The sequence below is a fragment of the Streptomyces sp. NPDC007875 genome (genome assembly GCF_042868035.1).
Taxonomy (GTDB): domain Bacteria; phylum Actinomycetota; class Actinomycetes; order Streptomycetales; family Streptomycetaceae; genus Streptomyces; species Streptomyces antimycoticus.
This window is the reverse complement of the sequence record NZ_JBIADZ010000002.1, coordinates 147945-167789: the sequence shown is the minus strand read 5'-3', so window position 1 is coordinate 167789 and position 19845 is coordinate 147945. Positions and strand designations below refer to the sequence as shown.

15 protein-coding genes are annotated in these 19845 nt (G+C 72.7%); 13 read left to right on the top strand and 2 right to left on the bottom strand.

Features of this window, described 5'->3' with window-relative positions; genetic code table 11:
• The first annotated feature begins 1 nt into the window (after nt 1).
• Nucleotides 2-949 carry a M56 family metallopeptidase gene (locus ACFYOY_RS04465; protein WP_351882213.1) on the top strand — a complete coding sequence of 316 codons (948 nt, stop codon included), beginning with the start codon at nt 2-4 and terminating at the stop codon, nt 947-949.
• Between the two features lie 51 nt (nt 950-1000).
• Here ACFYOY_RS04465 and ACFYOY_RS04460 read toward each other — a convergent pair whose 3' ends face one another.
• Nucleotides 1001-1456 (bottom strand): TerB family tellurite resistance protein, encoded by a 456-nt coding sequence (locus ACFYOY_RS04460; protein ID WP_351882276.1) that lies wholly within the window; start codon nt 1454-1456, stop codon nt 1001-1003.
• A 314-nt stretch (nt 1457-1770) separates the two neighbouring features.
• Here ACFYOY_RS04460 and ACFYOY_RS04455 point away from each other — a divergent pair, with 314 nt between their 5' ends.
• From ACFYOY_RS04455 to ACFYOY_RS04410, 10 genes are all read left to right on the top strand, one after another.
• The gene (locus ACFYOY_RS04455; protein WP_388584752.1) at nt 1771-2931 is read left to right on the top strand and encodes an acyltransferase family protein; all 1161 of its coding nucleotides are present in this window, start codon (nt 1771-1773) and stop codon (nt 2929-2931) included.
• Nucleotides 2932-3207: 276 nt separating this feature from the next.
• Entirely contained in the window at nt 3208-5556 is a 2349-nt protein-coding gene (locus ACFYOY_RS04450; RefSeq protein ID WP_351882209.1) for a terpene synthase family protein, read from the top strand.
• Nucleotides 5557-5772: 216 nt separating this feature from the next.
• Entirely contained in the window at nt 5773-6051 is a 279-nt protein-coding gene (locus tag ACFYOY_RS04445; protein WP_351882207.1) for a hypothetical protein, read from the top strand.
• Nucleotides 6048-7565 carry a sodium:solute symporter gene (locus ACFYOY_RS04440; protein WP_388584749.1) on the top strand — a complete coding sequence of 506 codons (1518 nt, stop codon included), beginning with the start codon at nt 6048-6050 and terminating at the stop codon, nt 7563-7565. Before ACFYOY_RS04445 ends, ACFYOY_RS04440 begins: the two co-directional genes overlap by 4 nt.
• Nucleotides 7562-8983: an amidase gene (locus tag ACFYOY_RS04435; protein WP_351882203.1), complete on the top strand. Its 1422-nt coding sequence runs from the start codon at nt 7562-7564 to the stop codon at nt 8981-8983. The genes ACFYOY_RS04440 and ACFYOY_RS04435 overlap by 4 nt, the downstream gene beginning before the upstream one ends.
• Nucleotides 8984-9180: 197 nt before the next feature.
• Nucleotides 9181-10377, top strand: coding sequence for a helix-turn-helix domain-containing protein (locus ACFYOY_RS04430; RefSeq protein ID WP_351882201.1), 1197 nt, complete (start codon nt 9181-9183; stop codon nt 10375-10377).
• Nucleotides 10378-10527: 150 nt separating this feature from the next.
• Entirely contained in the window at nt 10528-11811 is a 1284-nt protein-coding gene (locus ACFYOY_RS04425) for an NAD(P)/FAD-dependent oxidoreductase (RefSeq protein WP_388584745.1), read from the top strand.
• A gap of 169 nt (nt 11812-11980) precedes the next feature.
• The gene (locus ACFYOY_RS04420) at nt 11981-12439 is read left to right on the top strand and encodes an SRPBCC family protein (protein WP_059148209.1); all 459 of its coding nucleotides are present in this window, start codon (nt 11981-11983) and stop codon (nt 12437-12439) included.
• Between the two features lie 145 nt (nt 12440-12584).
• Nucleotides 12585-13364 (top strand): IclR family transcriptional regulator, encoded by a 780-nt coding sequence (locus ACFYOY_RS04415; RefSeq protein WP_388584742.1) that lies wholly within the window; start codon nt 12585-12587, stop codon nt 13362-13364.
• Nucleotides 13365-13466: 102 nt separating this feature from the next.
• Nucleotides 13467-14594 (top strand): PP2C family protein-serine/threonine phosphatase, encoded by a 1128-nt coding sequence (locus tag ACFYOY_RS04410; protein ID WP_388584739.1) that lies wholly within the window; start codon nt 13467-13469, stop codon nt 14592-14594.
• A gap of 65 nt (nt 14595-14659) precedes the next feature.
• On the opposite strand, the gene gdhA is transcribed toward ACFYOY_RS04410, so the two are convergent.
• Nucleotides 14660-16006, bottom strand: a complete 1347-nt coding sequence (gene gdhA, locus ACFYOY_RS04405) for an NADP-specific glutamate dehydrogenase (protein ID WP_388584737.1) — start codon at nt 16004-16006, stop codon at nt 14660-14662.
• Nucleotides 16007-16289: 283 nt separating this feature from the next.
• Between gdhA and ACFYOY_RS04400 the strand changes: the two genes are divergently transcribed.
• Both ACFYOY_RS04400 and ACFYOY_RS04395 read left to right on the top strand, forming a co-directional pair.
• Complete coding sequence (locus tag ACFYOY_RS04400) at nt 16290-17066, top strand: ABC transporter ATP-binding protein (RefSeq protein WP_351882190.1); 777 nt, start codon at nt 16290-16292, stop codon at nt 17064-17066.
• Nucleotides 17063-19585 carry an FtsX-like permease family protein gene (locus tag ACFYOY_RS04395; protein ID WP_388584735.1) on the top strand — a complete coding sequence of 841 codons (2523 nt, stop codon included), beginning with the start codon at nt 17063-17065 and terminating at the stop codon, nt 19583-19585. The genes ACFYOY_RS04400 and ACFYOY_RS04395 overlap by 4 nt, the downstream gene beginning before the upstream one ends.
• Nucleotides 19586-19845: the final 260 nt, after the last annotated feature.

Below are 19845 nucleotides of genomic sequence, written 5' to 3'. Positions count from 1 at the left end.
GATGGGTGTCTTCGTCTTCCTCCCGCTGGTTCTGCCCTTGACGGCGCTGCCGATCGCCCGGCTCGCCGAACAGCATCTCCACCCGCGCACCGCCACCCGGCTGCTGACGCTCGTCGGCACCGTTCTTACGGTGTGCTCCACGCTGTGCCTGGGGCTGCTGATGGTCGTCGGCACGGCACAACTGCCGGGCAATCCGCTGCCGGACAGCTGGTCGGACCCCGAAGTGCGGGCGGCGGTGCCCTGGGACGCGGTGGCCGGAAAGGCGGCGATCGGCGCGCTGGTGGCGGTGGCGGTGTCCTGTACGGCCACCTGTCTGCGCCATGTGCGGGTGCGGCGGGACGCCCGGCTCGCGCTCGCCGGGCTGCCGGAGTCACCGGTCGCGGTGCTGCCCGACGACAAGGCGTACGCGTACGCGCTGCCCGGGACCTCCGGGCGGACGGGGCGGCCGGGCCGGATCGTGGTCTCCACCGGGATGCTGGACAGCCTCAGCCCCCGCGAGCGGCGGGCCCTGATCGCGCATGAGCGCGCCCATCTGACCGCGCACCACCACCGCTATCTGCTGGCCGCACAGCTCGCGGCGCGGGCCAACCCGCTGCTGCGGCCGCTGCGGACCGCGGTGGACTACTGCGCCGAGCGCTGGGCGGACGAGGAGGCGGCCCGGGAGGTCGGCGACCGCCGGGTCACGGCGCGGGCGGTCGGCAAGGCCGCCCTGGTCTCCCAGGGCGCGCCGGGACCGGCGCTCGCCGGGTTCGCCGCGCCGGGGCCGGTGCCGCGGCGGGTCGCGGCGCTGCTGGGGCCGGTGCCGCCGTCCCGGCACTGGCCGCCGACGTGGACGGCGGCGGGGCTGGCCCTGTGGATCGCGGCGGTGGGCACGGCCGCGTCCGCCCTGTCGTCGGCGAACGCGGCGGTCGCCCTGGTCCTCGTCCTGCACGCCGCGACGCCGCTGTAGGACTTACGGCTTGTCGCCAACGACGTGCGGCTCACGGCGTGCGGGGCCGCCTTACAGGTCGAACTCGGCCGGCGGGAGTTCCAGGGCGTAGCACGCCTCGCGGACCATGGCCTGCTCGGTCTTGTCGAAGTTGCCGTCGGCGCCACCGATGACGATGCCGATCTGGATCACGGCGCGCGCCTCGGCGGGCTTCTTCTTGGCCTTGGCGACCTCCTGCATCACGCTCACCTTGCCGAAGTCGAAGTCGGTGGTGAGCTTGTTGAGGTAGTCGTTGAAGCGCCGCTGCAGATCCTCGGCCGGGAAGTTCTGCAGCACGTCATTGGTGGCGATCAGCTGGGCGACGCGCTGCCGCTCGGACGGCTCGACCGAGCCGTCCGCCGCCGCCACCAGGGCACACATCGCCATGCTCGCGTCGCGGAACGCACCGCTCTTCAAGTCGTTCTTCTTCTCGACGAGCTGAGTCTGCATCGTCTGGGCGGATTCCTTGATGCGGTCCCACAGGGCCATGGCCACTCACACTCCAGAGGGTCGTTAGCATCTACAGTTGTGTAGAAGTTAGCAGGCTGGGTCGGTCGAGGCCGGGCGGATCGGCCCTCTTCATCGCTCTGTGAACTTCCCGGAGGGGTAAAGAAGTTCCCAAGTTGAGGAGGTGAAGGATGTGCTGGGCTGGGCGTAAACCGTCGTACGCGAGAGCTGAGCCTTTTCGGGCGAGGCGCGGCGGGCGCCACTATGGTGCGTGGAATGTTCCACTCCGCAACCCTCCACCGAAACCTGGAAAGAGGCGGGATTTCCCCCGCAGGTTCCCCGGGAGGCCGTATGTGATGAACGTCTCGTCCTTACTGCTGGCGCGGCGGGCACCGGCGACCCCGCCCCCCGAGGCGGTACCGGCCCCGTCCCCCGCGCCGAAACAACGTGACGCGTTTTTCGACAACGCCAAGTACCTGGCGATCGTGCTGGTCGCGATGGGACACGCGTGGGAGCCCCTGCGGGGCGGCAGCAGAGCGGCATCCGCGCTCTATATGACCGTCTACACGTTCCATATGCCGGCGTTCGTGCTCATCTCCGGCTACTTCTCGCGGAGTTTCGATTTCCGGCCGGACCGGCTCAAGCGCCTGATCACGGGGGTCGCCGTCCCGTACACCCTCTTCGAGGTCGCGTACACCCTCTTCAAGCGGTGGGCGGACGACGATCCGTCCTATCCGATCACCCCGCTCGACCCCTGGTACCTGACCTGGTTCCTGATCGCGCTCTTCATCTGGCGGCTGACCACGCCGCTGTGGCGGATCGCGCGGTGGCCGGTGGCGCTGGCTCTCACCGTGGCCGCGCTCGCCACCTGTTCACCGAATATCGGTGACGACCTCGATCTGCAGCGGGTGCTGCAGTTCCTGCCCTTCTTCGTGCTGGGGCTGCACCTGCGGCCGGAGCACTTCCGGATGCTGCGGCGACGCGAGGTCAGACGGCTGTCCGTGCCGGTGGCCGCTGCCGCGGTGGTCTTCGCCTACTGGGCCGTGCCGCGGATGAACCCGGCGTGGTTCTACCGCCGGGACAGCGCGCAGGAGCTCGGTGCGCCGTGGTGGGCCGGGCCGGTGATGACGTTCGCCCTCTTCGGCTGCTCCATGGTGCTCACCGTGTGCTTCCTCGCCTGGGTGCCCCGGCGCCGGATGTGGTTCACGGTGCTCGGCGCCGGGACGCTGTACGGCTATCTGCTGCACGGCTTCCTCGCCAAGGGCTCCCGCTTCTGGGACTGGTACGACCACCCGTGGCTGCACCGGCCGCTGGGGGAGGTCGCGGTGACGGCGGTGGCGGTGGCCGTGGTGACCGCCCTGTGCACACCGCCCGTCCAGCGGATGTTCCGGTTCGCGATGGAGCCGCGGATGGAATGGGCCTTCCGGCCGACCGCGCGGTCCGGCGGCGGGGCCGCCACTGACCGGCCCGGCAGCACCGAAACGGCCCGGACGGCGACGGCGTCCGCCTCCCGCTAGGCGCGGCGTCCGCCTCCCGCTGGGCGCGGCGTCCGCCTCCCGCTGGGCGCGGCGTCCGCCTCCCGCTGGGCGCGCTCACCGCGCCCCGTGGTGAACCGGCCGACGGCCCTCGCCACGGCGCGGTGAGCGGTGCAGGGTACCGCTCCCGGCAGCGCATTCGTGTGACTAATGGGGCTTTCGGATAGGCCGGGAGTGGCATGGGTAGCCCGTAGCCGACCCCGGTCCGTAGCCGGACGGCTACGGGCCACCGTCGCACGGAGAGGTGTCGGCCCAGCAGTGACACAGCCCTTTCAACTCCCCGACTTCTACATGCCGTACCCGGCCCGGCTGAACCCCCATGCCCAGGAGGCACGGGAGCACTCCACCCAGTGGGCCCGCGCGATGGGAATGCTCGAGGGCTCGGGGATCTGGGAGCAGGAGGATCTCGACGCCCACGACTACGCCCTGCTGTGCGCGTACACCCACCCCGACTGTTCCGGCGCGGAGCTCTCGCTGATCACGGACTGGTATGTGTGGGTCTTCTTCTTCGACGACCACTTCCTGGAGACGTTCAAGCGCTCCCAGGACCGTGAGGCCGGTAAGGCGTATCTCGACCGGCTGCCCGCCTTCATGCCGATGGACCCGGCCGCCGCAACCCCCGAGCCCACCAACCCGGTCGAGGCGGGGCTCGCGGATCTATGGGCGCGCACGGTGCCCTCGATGTCGTCGGGCTGGCGGGCCCGGTTCCGGGAGAGCACCGAGAATCTGCTCAACGAATCGCTCTGGGAGCTCTCGAACATCAACATCCACCGGGTCCCCAATCCGGTCGAGTACATCGAGATGCGCCGTAAGGTCGGCGGCGCGCCCTGGTCGGCCGGGCTGGTCGAGCATGCGGTGGGGGCCGAGGTGCCGACGGTGATCGCCGGATCGCGGCCGATGCGGGTGCTGCGGGACGCCTTCGCGGACGCGGTGCATCTGCGCAACGACCTGTTCTCCTACCAGCGGGAGATCGAGGACGAGGGCGAGCTCAGCAACGGCGTCCTGGTCCTGGAGACGTTCCTGTGCTGCACCACCCAGGAGGCCGCCGACTCCGTCAACGAGCTGCTCACCTCACGGCTGCGGCAGTTCGAGGACACCACGCTCACCGAGCTCGGCCCGCTCTTCGCCGAGCACGGCCTGGACCCGGCGGCCTGCGCGGGCGTCCTCGCCTACGTCAAGGGGCTCCAGGACTGGCAGTCCGGCGGCCATGAGTGGCATATGCGCTCCAGCCGCTATATGAACGGGGCACATGGCGCGGACGTAGCAGGCGGCGCGGACGGCGCTCACGGCGCCGACGAGGCGGGCGGCACCGGTCACGAGGCGGGCGGCACCGGCCAGGTGGCCAAGGCCCCGGCGTGGTCCCCCTTCGCGCTCAGTGGCCTCGGCGTCTCCGCGGCGAGCCTGCCGCTGACCACCGGCCGGGCGGAGGCGGCCAGGGCGCGTACGTTCAGCCATGTCCCGTTCCAGAAGACCGGGCCGTCCCTGCTGCCGGATTTCTTCATGCCGTTCGCCCTCCGGCTCAATGCGCATCTGCCCACCGCCCGCCGCCATCTGACCGACTGGGCACACCGGATGGGCATCCTCGAACCGCAGCCCGGCGTCCCCGGTTCGCAGGTCTGGGACGAGGAGCGGCTGCTCGCCGCCGATCTCCCGCTGTGCGCGGCGGGCATCCACCCGGACGGCTCCCTGGACGAACTCGACGTGGCGTCGGGCTGGCTGGCCTGGGGCACCTACGCGGACGACTACTACCCGGCGGTCTTCGGCCGCACCCACGACCTGGCCGGAGCCTGGGCGTGTAACGCCCGGCTCGGGGAGTTCATGCCGCTCGACATGGGCCCCACCCCGGCCCCGGCGACCGCGCTGGAGCGATCGCTGGCCGATCTGTGGGGCCGTACGGCGGGCCCGATGGAGGACTCGGCGCGCCGCGATCTCCGGCAGTCCATCGAGGACATGACGGCAAGCTGGCTGTGGGAGCTGGCCAACCAGACCAAGAACCGGATCCCCGACCCGGTCGACTACATCGAGATGCGCCGGCACACCTTCGGCTCCGACCTCACCATGAGCCTGTGCCGGCTGGCGCGTGGACGGCGGGTGCCGCCCGAGATCTACCGCAGCGGCCCGGTCCGGTCGCTGGAGAACGCCGCCATGGACTACGCGACGCTGCTGAACGATGTCTTCTCGTACCAGAAGGAGATCGAGTTCGAGGGCGAGATCCACAACGGCGTCCTCGTCGTCCAGAACTTCTTCGACTGCGACTATCGGACCGGGGTCGCCGTCGTGAACGATCTGATGACGTCCCGGATGCGGCAGTTCCAGCATGTCGCGGAGCATGAGTTCCCCGTGCTCTACGACGACTTCGGCCTGGCGCCGGAGGCCCGGAAGTCGATGGACGGCTATGTGCGGGAGCTGCGCCACTGGATGACCGGGATCATGAACTGGCACCGGGAGGTCCCGCGGTACCGGGAGGCGGAGTTGCTCCGCGCGCACCGGCGGCCGGTGGGGTCCGGTGCCGGATCGGGGGCGCGGCCGGCGGCCCCGTGGCACGGGCCCACCGGACTCGGCACCTCGGCCGCGCGGATTCCGGTGCCCGCCGGAGCCCGTTCGTAACGTCCTTAAGGTCCGTACGGTCCGCCGTTACGTCCTTACGGTCCGCACCGCCGGGGAGAACCCCGGGCCGGTCACCCCGCCTCGTCCCCCGTCTCCGTCCCCCGCCTTGTTCGCCGGGACAAGGCGGGGGACCGCTTGTTGGCGTCCCGGCACGAAGCCCGGCGCGCCGGACGGCCTGTTGAATGCCGCGCAGTCCCCTCGTGCCCTGGAGGTCCTGTGTCGGCCGCAGCTGAAGACCCCGGAAGCCCAGGCCCCGGCCGTGCCCCCGCCGCCGGAAGAACGTGGCGCGACGGGCTCGTGCTGCTGCCCGCGATCCCCGCCCTGGCCCTCCTCGGCTCGGTGTGGCTGCCGTTCGTCAACGCCGAGCGGCTCTGGTTCGGTATGCCGTCGCTGTACGTCTGGATCTGCGCCTGGACACTCGCGCTCACCCCCGCGCTCGCCGCCGTCGAATGGGGGCTGCGACGCCACCGCGAGCGGGGCGGTGAGCACCGGTGAACGTCGTCCTCGCGGTCTCCCTGCTGGGCATGTGCGCCCTCGCCCTCTGCGGTTTCCTCGGCCGCAGCGGCCGCACCACCGATCTCGCCGAGTGGGCGGTGGGACAGCGGAACTTCGGCCCCCTCGCGATGTGGTTCCTCCAGGCCGGGGAGGTGTTCACCACCTTCAGCTTCCTCGGCGTCGCCGGGGTCGCCTACTCGGGCGGCAACGCGGCCACGTACGCGATGGTCTATCTGGCCCTCGCCTTCCTTCTGCTCTACTTCATCCAGCCCCGGCTGTGGCGGCTGGGCGCGGAGCACGGCTATCTGACCCAGGCCGACTACTTCACCCAGCGGTACGGAAGTCCGCTGTACGGCAGGGTCGTCGCCGTCATCGGTCTGGTCTTCCTGATCCCGTACCTCCAGCTCCAGATCACCGGGCTCGGCATGGTCGTCGGGCTGGTCACCGGCAGTACCGCGTCCGGTCGGCTCAGCATGGTGCTGGCGTCCGTGCTGACGGCGGCGTTCGTGCTGTGGTCGGGCATCCGGGGGCTGAAGAACAGCGCGTACTTCAAGGACGTGCTGACCATCGGCGTCATGCTCGTCCTGGCCGTCGTCGTCCCGCTGCACTACACCGGCGGTCTCGGTGAGGTGTTCCGGCAGGTACACGCGGCGCAGCCGCAGATGCTGACCGTGCACGGCGGGGAGCGCGATCGGCTGTGGTGGACGACCAGCGTGCTGACCTCGGCGCTCGCGGGCGGGCTGATGGCCACCCCGCACCACTGGCCGCCGCTGATGGCAGCGGGCGGGCCGAGGGCCATCCGCGCCAACAACGTCTTCATGCCGCTTTACCAGATCGCGCTGATGATCCCGATCACCATCGGGTTCACCGGGATGCTGGTGGCGCGGCCCGGCGAGGGCGGGGACGGCATTTTGCTCACCCTTGCCCAGGGCGCCCTGCCGGGCTGGGCCACCGGGCTGGTCGTGGTGGCCGCGGCGGCGTCCGCGATGGTGCCGGCCGGGGCGATGTGCGTCGGGATCTCGACGCTGGTGGCGAGGAATCTGCTGCCGGCCCGCCGGGAGTCGTCCCGGATGGCGGTCAACCACAGCGTCGTCGTCGTGGCCGTCGGGCTCGCCCTCACCCTCGGCATTCTGCGGCCGGGACTGCTGGCCGACCTTCAACTGCTCACGGTCAGCGGCTTCATCCAGATCGTGCCGGGGCTGCTGGCGGCGATCGGCCGACGGCGGCTGCTGACCACTCGGGGGGCGGTGGCGGGTCTGGTGATCGGCGAGGCGGTGGTGACCTGGCTGACCCTGGCCGAGGTGGAGACCCGCCACGTGAACGGGGGCCTGGTCGCACTGGCGGTCAATCTGCTGGTGGCGGTCGTCGTGACGATGCTCTTCCCTCGCCCGGCCGCTTCCCGAACCATGGATTCCGCCCCCGACACCGGCCCGCCGGAGCGGGACCCCGAGCCCGGCGCCGGGACGATCCGCGCGGCGATGACCACCCAGGAACAGGAAGGCGAGCGACTGTGACGACGGATGACGACCTCTGCTTCAGGAGCGCGCTGGACCTCAGCCGCCTGCTGCGCACCCGCGAGCTGTCCGCGCGCGAGCTGCTCGAGGCCCATCTGGCCCGTATCGAACGGGTCAACCCCGACGTCAACGCGATCGTCACCCTCGTCGCGGACCGGGCCCGCGAGGCAGCCGAGGAGGCCGATGAGCGGATCGTCGCGGGTGAGGAGCTCGGGCCGCTGCACGGGCTGCCCATCGCCCACAAGGACACCCACAACACCGCGGGCATCCGCACCAGCCATGGCTCACCGCTCGCCGACGGCGTACCCGACCGGGACGATCTGATGATCGAACGGATCCGGGCCGCCGGGGCAATCACCATCGGCAAGACCAACGTGCCGGAGTTCGCGGCCGGTTCGCACACCTTCAACCCGATTTTCGGCGCCACCCACAACCCCTACGACCTGGGCCGTAGCGCGGGCGGCAGCAGCGGGGGCGCGGCGGCCGCGCTGGCCTCCGGCATGATCCCGATCGCGGACGGCAGCGATACCGGCGGCTCGCTGCGCAACCCCGCCTCGTTCTGCAATGTCGTGGGCCTGCGCCCGTCGCCCGGACGTGTCCCCGTCTGGCCCGCGGCGACCGCCTGGAGCACCCTCGGCGTCAAGGGGCCGATGGCCCGCACCGTGGCCGACACCGCCCTGCTGCTGTCCGCCGTGGCCGGACCCGATCCGCGGTCGCCGATCGCCCTGGAGGAGCCCGGCGCCCGCTTCGCCCGCCCCCTGGACCGCGATCTGACGGGGCTGCGGGTGGCCTGGTCGCCGGATCTCGGGGGGCTGGTGCCGGTCGAGCCCGAGGTGGCCGCGGCGGTCACCTCGGCGGTGGAGGTCTTCACCGACCTGGGCTGCGTCGTGGAGCGGGCGTGCCCGGATCTGACCGAGGCCGAGGAGGTGTTCCGGACGCTGCGCGCCTCCATGTTCGAGGTCGCCTTCGGCGCGCTGATGGACCGCCACCCCGACGGACTGAAGCGGTCCATCCGGGAGAACACCGCGGCGGGGCGCAAGCTGACCGGGCCGGACGTCGCCCGTGCCGAGGTGCTGCACACCACCCTCTACCACCGCGTCCGGGAGTTCTTCGACCGCTATGACGTGCTGCTGCTCCCGGTCAGCCAGGTGGTGCCGTTCGACGTCGGCCTCGAGTATCCGACCGAGGTCGCCGGGGTGGCCATGGACGATTATCTGGACTGGATGCGCTCGGCGTATCTGATCAGCTCGACCGGCAGTCCGGCCCTGTCCGTACCGGCCGGGTTCACCCCCGGTGGGCTTCCGGTCGGGGTGCAGATCGTCGGGCCGCACCGGGCGGACTTCACGGTGCTCCAGGTCGGCCATGCCTTCGAGCGGGCCACCGGGCACTGGCGGCGGCGCCCGGCCGGGATCGGGTGATCAGGTTCCCGGGGCGGTAGCGGGGTCGGCGGGCGGAGCGGCGGGTTGGCGGGTCGGCAGGCGAAAAACACGCGATACCGCCCGCACATCTCTGGATATTCGACCCCCATCTCTGGATATTCGGCACCTTCGAGCATCAGAGTGAACGAGTCCGGGTAGTCGCACCCGCGACCGCGGCGCCGATGAGCGGAGGAGCCATGTACGACGACTCCCCGGACGGCCTGCTCTCGCTGGCCACCAGGACAGCCGGGCTGGCCGGCGGCCCGGTCACCATCGAGGACGACGCGTCCGAGCTGATCACCTATTCCCCCGGCCAGGAGAACTCGGACGAGGCCCGCGTCGCCACGATCCTCTGCCGCCGGGTGCCCGACCGGTACCGCGCCCTGCTGCGCACCGAGCATCTGGACGAGCGGCTGGCGGACTCCTCCGGTCCGTTCTACGCGGATCTGCGCGGGGCCGGGATCCTGCCGCGCGCGATCATGCCGATACGGGTCGGCGATCTGGCCATCGGCTCCATTTGGGCGATCGTGCACTCCTCGCCGACCCGGGAGCAGCGCGCGGCCCTGGAGGAGTCGGTCGGGCTGATCGCGCCCCTGCTCGTCCGGCAGGCCGAACGGCGGATGGCCACGGCCGTACGGCGGACGGCCGCCGTAAGGGCGCTGCTCGGCGGCGGGGACGAGGCCGTCGAGGCGGCCCGGGAACTCCCGCTGGGCCCGGGGCCGCTCGCCGTCGTCGCCCTGCGCCCGCTGCCGTGCGCCCAAGACCCCCAAGGCACCGAAGGCTCTGAAGGCCCGTACGGCGGTCCGCTGCGCCGCGCCCTCGCCGAACTCGACGGCCGGCTCTCCGCGCTGCTCCCCGGCGCCCTGAGCGCGGAGGTCGACGGTGTGGGCTATGCCGTGGTGCCGGCGGGCGACGAACAGCTGCTGCTGCGGGCCGTGGGGGAGCCGCGTGGGATGGTGGCCGGGGTGGGCCGCACCGTCCCCGGGGCGGAGCGGCTCGGCCGCTCACGCGCCGACGCCGACCTGGTCCTGCGGCTGCTCGCCCGGCTCGGCCCCGCGGAACGGACCGCCCATATCCGCGACGTCCAGCTGGACACCCTGCTCATGCGGACCGTGGACCTGGCCGACGAGGCGGGCCACGATCCGCTGGGCGCGCTCGCGGTGCTGGAGGACTACGACCGCAGGCGCGGCACCGAGCTGCTGACCAGCCTCGACCGCTATCTGGCGGTCGGTGAGGACGCCCGGCGGGCCGCCCGCGAGCTGCATGTCCACCCCAACACCCTCCGCTACCGGCTGCGGCGGGCGCAGGAGATCACCGGGCTCGATCTGGGCGATCCCGGCACCGCGTTCGACGTCCGGCTGAGGCTGCGGCTGCGTGGGCTGCGCCGGCTGTAGACCGCGGCTGTAGACCGGCTCGGGGCCTCGGGCCGGCGGCGTTTGTCCCGGGCAACAAGGCCGGGCCATGCGCTGTCGGCCCCCTGGACAGTGCGGTGCTCGGCCCCGCCCGCCGATGATGGCGTCTCACCCATGGGAAGGAGCACATCCGTGCCCTCTGCCACCGGCCCGTCCCGTGCCACCGGTCCATCCCGCCCACCCCGCAGCGCCATCGTCATCGGCGCGGGCATGGTCGGCCTCGCCACCGCCTGGTCGCTGCGGAACCACGGCGTCGAGGTCACCGTCGTGGAGCGGCGTCACCCCGCGGCCGGGGCGTCCTGGGGGAACGCCGGCTGGCTGTCCCCGGCCCTGACGCTGCCGCTGCCCGAACCGGCCGCGCTTCGCTACGGGCTGCGCAGCCTGGTCTCCCCCGAGTCGCCCGTCTACATACCGCCCCGGCCCGATCCCCGGCTCGCCCGCTTCCTGCTCTCCTTCACCCGGAACTGCACCCCGCGCCGCTGGCGGGTCCTGGCCGCCACCTTCGCCACGCTGAACCGCCATGCGCTGGACGCCTACGACGCCCTCGCGGCGGACGGCGTCGCCGAGCCGACCCGGCCCGCCGAACCCTGTCTGCTCGCCTTCCGCACCGCGGCCGAGCGCGCCGCGATGGTCGAGGAGCTGGAGCAGGCCCGCGCCGCCGGTTTCGCGATCGCGTACGAGCACATCGACGGGGACCGGGCCCGCGAGCTGGAGCCCACGCTCGGCGACGGCATCGGCGCGGCCGTCGAACTCCACGGCCAGCGCTATCTGAACCCGGGGAACTTCGTCCGCGCGCTGGCCGACGCGGTGCGCGAGCGCGGCGGCGAGATCCTGGAGCGGACGGAGGTGTCCGGAATCCGGGACCTGGGGCGAGGCGTGGCCGTCACCACCTCCCGGGGCCAACTCCGCGCGGATGTCGCCGTCGTGGCCACCGGCGCCTGGCTGGACGGGCTGGTCCGGCCGTTCGGGGTCCGGGTGCCGGTCCAGGCCGGACGCGGCTACAGCTTCAGCGTGCCGGCCGAGGGCGCCCCCACCCGTCCCACGTATCTGGCCGCGCAGAAGGTCGTCTGCACCCCGCTGGGCGAGGGTCGGGTGCGGGTCGCCGGGATGATGGAACTGGCGCCCGTGGAACGGCCGGTGGACCCGCGCCGGATCCAGGCGATCATCGAGGCGGCCCGTCCGCTGCTGCGCGGTATCGACTGGGACGCCCGTACGGACACCTGGGTCGGCGCCCGCCCGTGCACTCCCGACGGACTGCCGCTGGTCGGCCCGACCGCCTCCCCGCGCGTCTACGTCAACGGCGGCCACGGCATGTGGGGCGTGGCCCTCGGCCCGCTCAGCGGACGGCTGCTCGCCGACGCCATCGCGACCGGCACCTCCCCGGCCGAACTGGCCCCGCTGCATCCGCTGCGCTGATCCGCGGCTGTCCGCGGCTGTCCGCGGCTGTCCGCGGCTGTCCGCGGCTCTGCCTCTGCCTCCGCCTCTGTTCCTGTCGTCGGGCCGATCGTCCGGGCGCATGTTTTGGCCCAGCGCTCTCGGAAACCCGCCGTGGTGAGCGACACGACCACATCGAAAGGAGTCACCGATGAGCACCGTGCGGGAGTCCGTCGAGGTTGGGGTTCCGCTCCACACCGCCTACAACCAGTGGACGCAGTTCACCGAGTTCCCGAGGTTCATGGAAGGTGTGGACCAGGTCACCCAGGTGGACGAACGCCACAACCACTGGGCGACTTCCATCGCCGGTGTGCACCGGGAGTTCGACACCGAGATCGTGGATCAGCTTCCCGACGAGCGCATCGCATGGCGCACCACCTCCGGTGATGTGCGGCAGCAGGGCCTGGTGACCTTCGAGCCCCTCGACGAGCGTCACACCCGGGTCAATCTGGCCCTGGTCTTCCAGCCGAGCGGGATGGCGGAGAAGGCCGCGGACATGACCGGGACACTCGACCGGCGGGTGAAGGGAGACCTGCGGAGGTTCAAGGACTTCATCGAGCGGCGTGGCGAGGCGGAAGGCGCCTGGCGCGGCCGGATCTCCCCCGGCTGACCACACCGCGCGGCCGGCTCTTCCCCGGCCGACCGCGCCGGTTCCATCCGTCCGTTAGGGCGCCGACCGCACCGGTCGGCGCCCTCACGCGAGTCCGATCTCTCAGATCTTGCTCATCCGGTCATACCAGGAGCAAGCTGGATGTATGGGTGTTCACGCGGCGCCTACGCTGATCACATCGGTACAGCGGGCCTTCCGGTTGATGGAGGCGGTGGGCGCGCACGAGGGCGGTGCGCCGGCCAAGCGGCTCGCACGGGAGACCGGGCTGCCACTGGCGACCACGTACCACCTGCTGCGGACGCTGGTCCACGACGGCTATGTGCACCGGCTGGACGACGGCGGTTTCGTGATCGGCGACAAGCTGCGCACCTTGGAGTCCGGAAGCCGTGAACAGGCGCTGCTCGCCCGGGTCCGGCCCACCCTGACCGCGCTGCGCGACGAGCTTTCCGCCGCCGCCTACCTCACCTTCTACAACGAGGGTGAGATCCGGATCGTGGAGATCGTCGACGGCCCCCAGGCGCCCCGGGTCGATCTGTGGGTGGGATGCGAGGACGCCGGGCACGCCACCGCGCTGGGCAAATGCGTACTGCGCGAGCTGGACGACGACGCCCGCTATGAGTATCTGTCCCGCCATCCGCTCGTCGATCTCACCCCGCGCACCGTCACCCGCTCCGACGATCTGCTGCGCCGGCTGGACTCCCCGACCGGCAGTCCGCTGGTCGCGGACCTGGAGGAGTACGCCTTGGGCACGGTCTGCTTCGCGGTGCCGGTCACCTGCGGGGACCGGCTCGGCTCGCTCGGGATCTCGCTGCCGGTGGACCGGCTGGCCCAGCTGGCGAGGCTGGATCCGCACCGTGAGCTGTTCCGGACCCACCTGGTCCCGACGGCGAACCGGGTGAGCAGGCACCTCTCGCTCACTATCTGAAAACGCGGCCCTTGCCGAACCTATGGAATCGCTGTTTCTCTGGATGAAACGGACATCTCCGGTATCACTTGTCCCCAGTGGAAGAGAGCAGCGAAGCAGGTCATGTTCCCGGCCCGACTCCGCCCATCCGACCCTGACCAGCTCGTCGGCCGTCGGCACTTCGCCCCCGCGGTCCCCGTCGTCATCATTTGTGGGGTGGCCCTGCTGGCCCTCGTCACCTCGGAGGGGCTGGCCTGGCTGCCCCTGCTCGCCGTCGGCCCGGCGCTCGCCGCCGCCCAGTGCGGACCGTACGGGGTCATACGCATCGGGCTGCTCGCCGTGGCGGTGGGCGCGTTCCTGGGCACCCAGGGCGGGGAGCCGGTGCGCACCCAGGCGATCCTGCTGGCCACGCCCGCCGCCGTGGCCCTGGCGAGCTGCGGGGCCAGCGCCCTGCGCAGACGCCGTGAGCGAGTGCTCGCCGACGTCCGCTCGGTCGCCGAGGCCGCCCAGAACGCCCTGCTCAAACCGGTGCCCGCCCGGGTCGGCCAGTTTCAGGTGGCCGTCCGCTACAGCGCCGCTGCCGCGGAGGCACGGGTGGGCGGCGATCTCTATGCCCTGCTGCCCACGCCGTACGGGGTCCGGCTGATCGTCGGCGATGTGCGCGGCAAGGGGCTGCCCGCGGTGAGCACCGCCGCGCTGGTGCTCGGTGTCTTCCGCGAGGCGGCCTACGACGAACCCGACTTGCTCGATGTCGTCGCCCGGATCGAGCGCAGCCTGTCCCGCAACCTGGCGCCCGACGACTTCGTCACCGCCGTGGTCGCCGGATACCCCAGCGACGGCCGGATGGAGCTCGTCAACTGCGGACACGCCCCGCCACTGCTGGTCGGCGAGTCCGGGGTCATCGCCGTCGAGCCCACCCGCCCGGCCCCGCCGCTCGGTCTGGCCTCCCTGGGCGGCGATCTGCCGAGCCTTCAAGTCGTGCCGTTCGCGGGCGGGGACCAGCTGCTGCTCTACACCGACGGGGTCATCGAGGCGAGGGACCGCGGCCGGGAGTACTTCCCGCTGCTGGAACGGGTACCGCGGCACGTCTGCGACGAGCCGTCCCGCACGCTCGCCTCGCTCCACGACGAACTCCTGACCCATGTGGGCGGGCGGCTCCACGACGACGCGGCGCTGCTGCTGCTCCGCAAGCCGGTGCTGGGCGCGGTGCGCGCGGCGGCCGACATGCCGTCGGCGTCGTCGTCGGCGTGAGCAGCCGTATGCCGTCGAGGTGAGCCGTGCCGTCGAGGTGGGCCGCGCCGCAGGGCGCGACCGGCTCAGACGACGCCCTGGGCGGCCATCGCCTCCGCCACCCGCACGAAACCCGCGGCGTTCGCGCCCAGGGCGTAGTCGTCGGGAGAGCAGTCGTAGCGGTCGGCGGTGGTGCGGCACAGGGTGTGGACCTCGGTCATGACGGCCTCGAGGCGGGCCTCGGCCTGGGCGAAGGTCCAGCGCTCGCGGGACGCGTTCTGCTGCATCTCCAGGGCGGAGGTGGCCACACCGCCCGCGTTGGCGGCCTTACCGGGGCCGAAGAGCACATCGGCCTCCCGGAAGATCTCGATCGCCGCCGGGGTGCAGGGCATGTTGGCGCCCTCGGCCACGGCCAGCACGCCGTTCTTGACCAGGGCGATCGCGCTCTGCTCGGTCAGCTCGTTCTGGGTCGCGCAGGGCAGGGCGACCTCGCAGGGCACCTCGAAGACCGAACCGCGGCCGGAGAAGACGGCGCCCGGCTTGGCGGCCGCATAGGCGGCGATCCGCTCCCGCCGTACCTCCTTGACCTCCTTGAGCAGGGCGAGGTCGATCCCGTCCGGGTCGACCACATGGCCGGTGGAGTCGGAGCAGGCCACCACCCGCCCGCCGAGCGCGTGGACCTTCTCGATGGCGTAGAGGGCCACATTGCCGGACCCGGAGACGACGACCGTAAGGCCGTCGAGATCCTTCTTACGGGTGCGCAGCATCTCCTGGACGAAGTGGACGGTGCCGTACCCCGTGGCCTCGGTACGGGCGGGTGAACCGCCCCAGCCGACGGGCTTGCCGGTCAGCACACCGGCCTCGAAGCGGTTGGTGATCCGCTTGTACTGGCCGAAGAGGTAGCCGATCTCACGGGCGCCCACTCCGATGTCCCCGGCCGGCACATCGGTGTGCTCGCCGAGGTGGCGGTACAGCTCCGTCATGAAGGACTGGCAGAACCGCATGACCTCGCCGTCCGAGCGGCCTTTGGGGTCGAAGTCCGCGCCGCCCTTGCCGCCGCCGATGGCCAGGCCGGTCAGCGCGTTCTTGAAGATCTGCTCGAAGCCGAGGAACTTCACGATGCCCAGATCGACGCTGGGGTGGAAGCGCAGGCCGCCCTTGTAGGGGCCCAGCGCGCTGTTGAACTCCACCCGGAAGCCCCGGTTGACCTGCACTTCGCCGTCGTCGTCCACCCAGGGCACCCGGAAGACGAGCTGCCGCTCGGGTTCGCACAGCCGCTCCACGATCCGGGCGTCCAGATACTCCGGATGCGCGCCGAGCACGGGGGCGAGGGTCGGCAGCACCTCGCGCGCCGCCTGGTGGAACTCGGACTCCCCGGGGTTGCGGTGCACGATCTGCGCGTAGACGGCCTCGATGCGGGCGCTGACATTCATGGGCGGCTGATGCCTCTCTGTTGTCTTCTGTCTCATATGCCGGTCCTGTGGGGATGTCCAGGATCTTGTCCCCGGCGGGGTTCACCACGGCGGCGCGCCCAGGGAGTCGCTCGCGGACCGGGAAGATCAGGCGATGGTGGAGCCTGCTCCACCCCGGGGTGGGGGCCGTACCACCTGCCGGTACGGGACTGTGCTCTCTCCCGCGCGTCCGCGCCCGTTTCTAGCGTTCTCGGTGACCGGCGGACCCGTTCGATCCGCCCGGAGCCGACAGAGGGGCGGACCGATGAAGAGGCAGTGGCGCGGCCGTACGACGGTCACCGCGGAGCAGACGGGGACCTGGCACCACGCGCTGGCCCTGGACGGGGTCACCCGGGAGTACCGGCCGGGTCTCGTGGCGCTGCACCCCATCCATCTGACGGTGCCGCGCGGACGGTTCCTCGCGGTGATGGGCCCCTCGGGGTGCGGGAAGTCGACGTTGCTGCAGTGCGCCGCCGGGCTCGACCGGCCGACGGCGGGCACGGTGCGCATCGGCGGCACCCAACTGTCCTCGCTGAACGAGGCGGCGCTGACCCGGCTGCGGCGGGAGCGGATCGGCTTCGTCTTCCAGGCGCACCACCTGGTGCCGTCGCTGAGCGTCGCGGAGAACGTCGCCCTGCCGCTGATGCTCGGCGGCGAGAGCCCCGGCGACCGGCATCTGCGGGCACTCGCGGCGGTCGGGCTGGCGGACCGGGGCAGCGCCGTGCCGTCCGAGCTGTCCGGCGGGCAGTGCCAACGGGTGGCGATCGCCCGCGCGCTGGTGACCACGCCCGACATCGTCTTCGCCGACGAGCCGACGGGGGCGCTCGACCCCGCCGCCGCCGAGGAAGTGCTGACGCTGCTGCGGCAGGCCGTCGACCGTGAGGGCCATACGGTCGTCATGGTCACCCACGACCCGTTCGCCGCCGCCTGGGCCGACGAGGCGCTGTTCCTGATGCGGGGGAAGCTGGTCTGGCGGCAGGAGCGGCCGGAGGCGGCCGACATCCGCCGCGTCCTCAAGGAGCTGGGAGGGCGGACGGCATGAAGGTCGCCGCCCTGCTGGCCGCACGCGCCACCCGTGCCCACCGTAAGGCGTGGACCGCCGTCTTCGCCGCGCTCACCCTCACCTCCCTGCTGCTCGGCGCCTTCGGGCTGGCCCTCGCCTCCGCCTGGAGCGCGCATCCACGGGTGGAGCGGTACGCCGGAGCCGATCTCGTCGTGGCCGGCGACCAGACCACCCGCTTCAGCGCGGCGTCGCTGGGCGACCGCGAGACCGTGAGCGCCGGACTCACCGAGCGGGTCCGGATCACCCGTACGGCGCTGACCGCGGTGCGCGCGGTGCCCGGGGTGCGGACGGCCGTCGCCGACGTGGAATTCCCGGTGGGCCGCGCGGGCCGGTCCGCCACCGGACGGCCCTGGGAGGCCGCCCAGTTGGCGCCCTACGCGCTACGGACGGGGCGCGCCCCGCAGCGCGCGGACGAGGTCGTGACGGGCGGCGGCGCGGGCCGCGCCGGGGCGCGGCTGACGCTACGCGTGGACGGCCGCGACACGGCGTACACCGTCGTGGGCGTCGCCGAAGGGCCCGGCACCGCCGTCTGGTTCACCGGCGCCGAGGCCCGCCGCCTGGCCGGCCACCCGGAGGCGCTGGACGCCGTCGGGGTCGTCGCCGAACCCGGCACGGACCCGGGGGAGCTGGCCGGGCGGGTGCGGAAGGCCCTGGAGGCGGCCGGTGTCACCGACGTCGGGCACCGCGCGGACGGCGACCCGGCCGCCGTGCGCGTCCTGACCGGGGGCGAGCGGGGAGAGGCCGAGTTCCTGGCCGCCGCGCCCGCCCGCGGCGAGCTGCTGGCAGCGCTCGGCTCCGTGGCCGGTGCCGTCGTCCTGGTGGCGCTGCTCGTGGTCTCGTCGACCATCGTCCAGGCGCTGCGGCAACGCTCGCATGAGCTGGGCCTGTTGCGGGCGGTCGGCGCCACACCGGGACAGCTGCGCGGTGCCGTGGGCCGGGAGGTGGGGCAGGTCGCGGCCTGGGCGGCGCTGGCGGGCGCGGCCGGGGCGGTCCCCGCGTACCTGGGGCTGCGGGCGCTGCTGGACGCTCGGGGCGCGCTGCCCGCCGGACTCGAGCTGACGCTTCCCCCGCTGCTGTGGCCCGTCCCCCTGGTCACCGCCGCCGTCACCGTCCTGGTGGCCGGGATCGCGGCGCTCATCGGCTGCTCCGGGACCGCCAAGATGCGTCCGGCGGAGGCGCTGCGGGAGCGGGCACCCGGCAGTGCGCGCCGCATCACGGGCTTGGTGCTGCTGTTCGTGGGCGCGAGTTCGGCCGGGACGGCCGCCCTCCAGCAGGGCGCGACCGCGGCGGCCGCGGCCGGTGGGGCGGCGGTGACGATGGTGATCGCCTGCGCCGTGCTCGGACGGTGGATCGCCGAGGGGGCGATGCGGCTGCTCGGCGCTCCGCTGCGGATGTTCGGCCCCGGCGGCCGCCTCGCCGCCGCCAACTGCGCCGCGTCCGCCCACCGGTTGGGCGCGGCGATCACCCCGATCGTGCTGGTCACCGCGTTCGCCGGGGTCCAGCTCGCCGGGGGCGCGACCATGACCCACGCGGGGGACGCCCAGGCCCGCCAGGTGCTGCGCGCCGATCTCGCGGTGCGCACGGACGGCGGGCTCCCGGCCGGTGCGGAGGAGCGGATCCGCGCGGTCCCGGGGGTACGGGCGGCGACCGAGGTCGTCCCCGGCACGGTGCTGCTCGCGCGGAGCCAACTCGGTGCGCCCGCACTGGAGCGGCTGCCGGTCTTCGGCGTCACCCCGGAGCGGCTGACCCAGACCCTCGATCCGGGCGTGCGGGACGGGGACCTCGCCCGGCTGCGGCCCGGCACGGTCGCCGTCGGCGCCGACCGGGCGGACTCCCTGGGCGCACGGCCCGGCTCCACGGTGACCCTGCGGTTCGGCGACGGTCAGGAGACCCGGCTGCGGGTCGTGGCGACGTACCAACGCTCGCTCGCGCTCGGGGACTTCCTTCTCTCCCGCGAGGATCTGCTGCGCCACACGTCCCTGCCCGCCGCGGGCCGGGTCCTGGTCGCGACCGCGCCCGATGCCGACCGTAAGGCGGTCACGAAGGCGCTGGCGCGGGCGGTGCCCGGGGCCCGCGTGGAGCGGGACCCGGCGCCGGTGCGGGGCGAGGCGGCGGAGCAGGCGCTGGCCGAGGTGGTATCGGTGGCGGTGGTCGGGGCGGTCGGCGGCTTCACGGTGATCGCCGTCCTGAGCACCCTCGCGCTCATCGCCACCGGACGCCGCCCCGAGCTGCGGCTGCTACGGCTGGCGGGCGCGGGCCGCCGCCAACTGCGCCGGATGCTGCGCCTGGAGGCGGCGGCCACGGTGGTGACCGGGCTGGTGGTGGGGGCGGTCGTGGCGTCCGTACCGCTGCTGGCCTTCAGCGTGGCCATGGCGGGCACGCTGCCGTATCTGCCGCCGGCGCAGGCCGCCGTGATCGTCTCGGTGGTCGTCGTGACGGCGGCGGCCGGGTCGCTGCCACCGGTATGGACGACGCTGCGGGGACGGTATCCGCGGTGATTCAGCCCCTCCGGCGTTTGAGGAGCGGGGTCCGGGGCGGAGCCCCGGTGGGGGTGAGGGGGCGCAGCCCCCTCTTTCGGGAAGGGGCGGGGTGGGGAAAGCCACGGCTCACGCGGCCGCGAACGCTGCCGGAGCCGAGATCTCGGTGGGTCCGGGGCTCGCACTGGGTCCGGGGCTCGCACTGGGTCCGGGGCTCGCACTGGGTCCGGGGCTCGCACTGGGTCCGGGGCTCGCACTGGGTCCGGGGCTCGCACTGGGTC

Excerpts from the sequence above, each read along its gene's own strand:
- ACFYOY_RS04410 (WP_388584739.1), top strand. The coding sequence starts at position 13,467 with ATGTTCCCGGCCCGACTCCGCCCATCCGACCCTGACCAGCTCGTCGGC.
- ACFYOY_RS04455 (WP_388584752.1), top strand. The coding sequence starts at position 1,771 with ATGAACGTCTCGTCCTTACTGCTGGCGCGGCGGGCACCGGCGACCCCG.
- ACFYOY_RS04420 (WP_059148209.1), top strand. The coding sequence starts at position 11,981 with ATGAGCACCGTGCGGGAGTCCGTCGAGGTTGGGGTTCCGCTCCACACC.
- ACFYOY_RS04395 (WP_388584735.1), top strand. The coding sequence starts at position 17,063 with ATGAAGGTCGCCGCCCTGCTGGCCGCACGCGCCACCCGTGCCCACCGT.
- ACFYOY_RS04465 (WP_351882213.1), top strand. The coding sequence starts at position 2 with ATGGGTGTCTTCGTCTTCCTCCCGCTGGTTCTGCCCTTGACGGCGCTG.
- ACFYOY_RS04430 (WP_351882201.1), top strand. The coding sequence starts at position 9,181 with ATGTACGACGACTCCCCGGACGGCCTGCTCTCGCTGGCCACCAGGACA.
- ACFYOY_RS04460 (WP_351882276.1), bottom strand. The coding sequence starts at position 1,456 with ATGGCCCTGTGGGACCGCATCAAGGAATCCGCCCAGACGATGCAGACT.
- ACFYOY_RS04415 (WP_388584742.1), top strand. The coding sequence starts at position 12,585 with ATGGGTGTTCACGCGGCGCCTACGCTGATCACATCGGTACAGCGGGCC.
- ACFYOY_RS04400 (WP_351882190.1), top strand. The coding sequence starts at position 16,290 with ATGAAGAGGCAGTGGCGCGGCCGTACGACGGTCACCGCGGAGCAGACG.
- gdhA (WP_388584737.1), bottom strand. The coding sequence starts at position 16,006 with ATGAATGTCAGCGCCCGCATCGAGGCCGTCTACGCGCAGATCGTGCAC.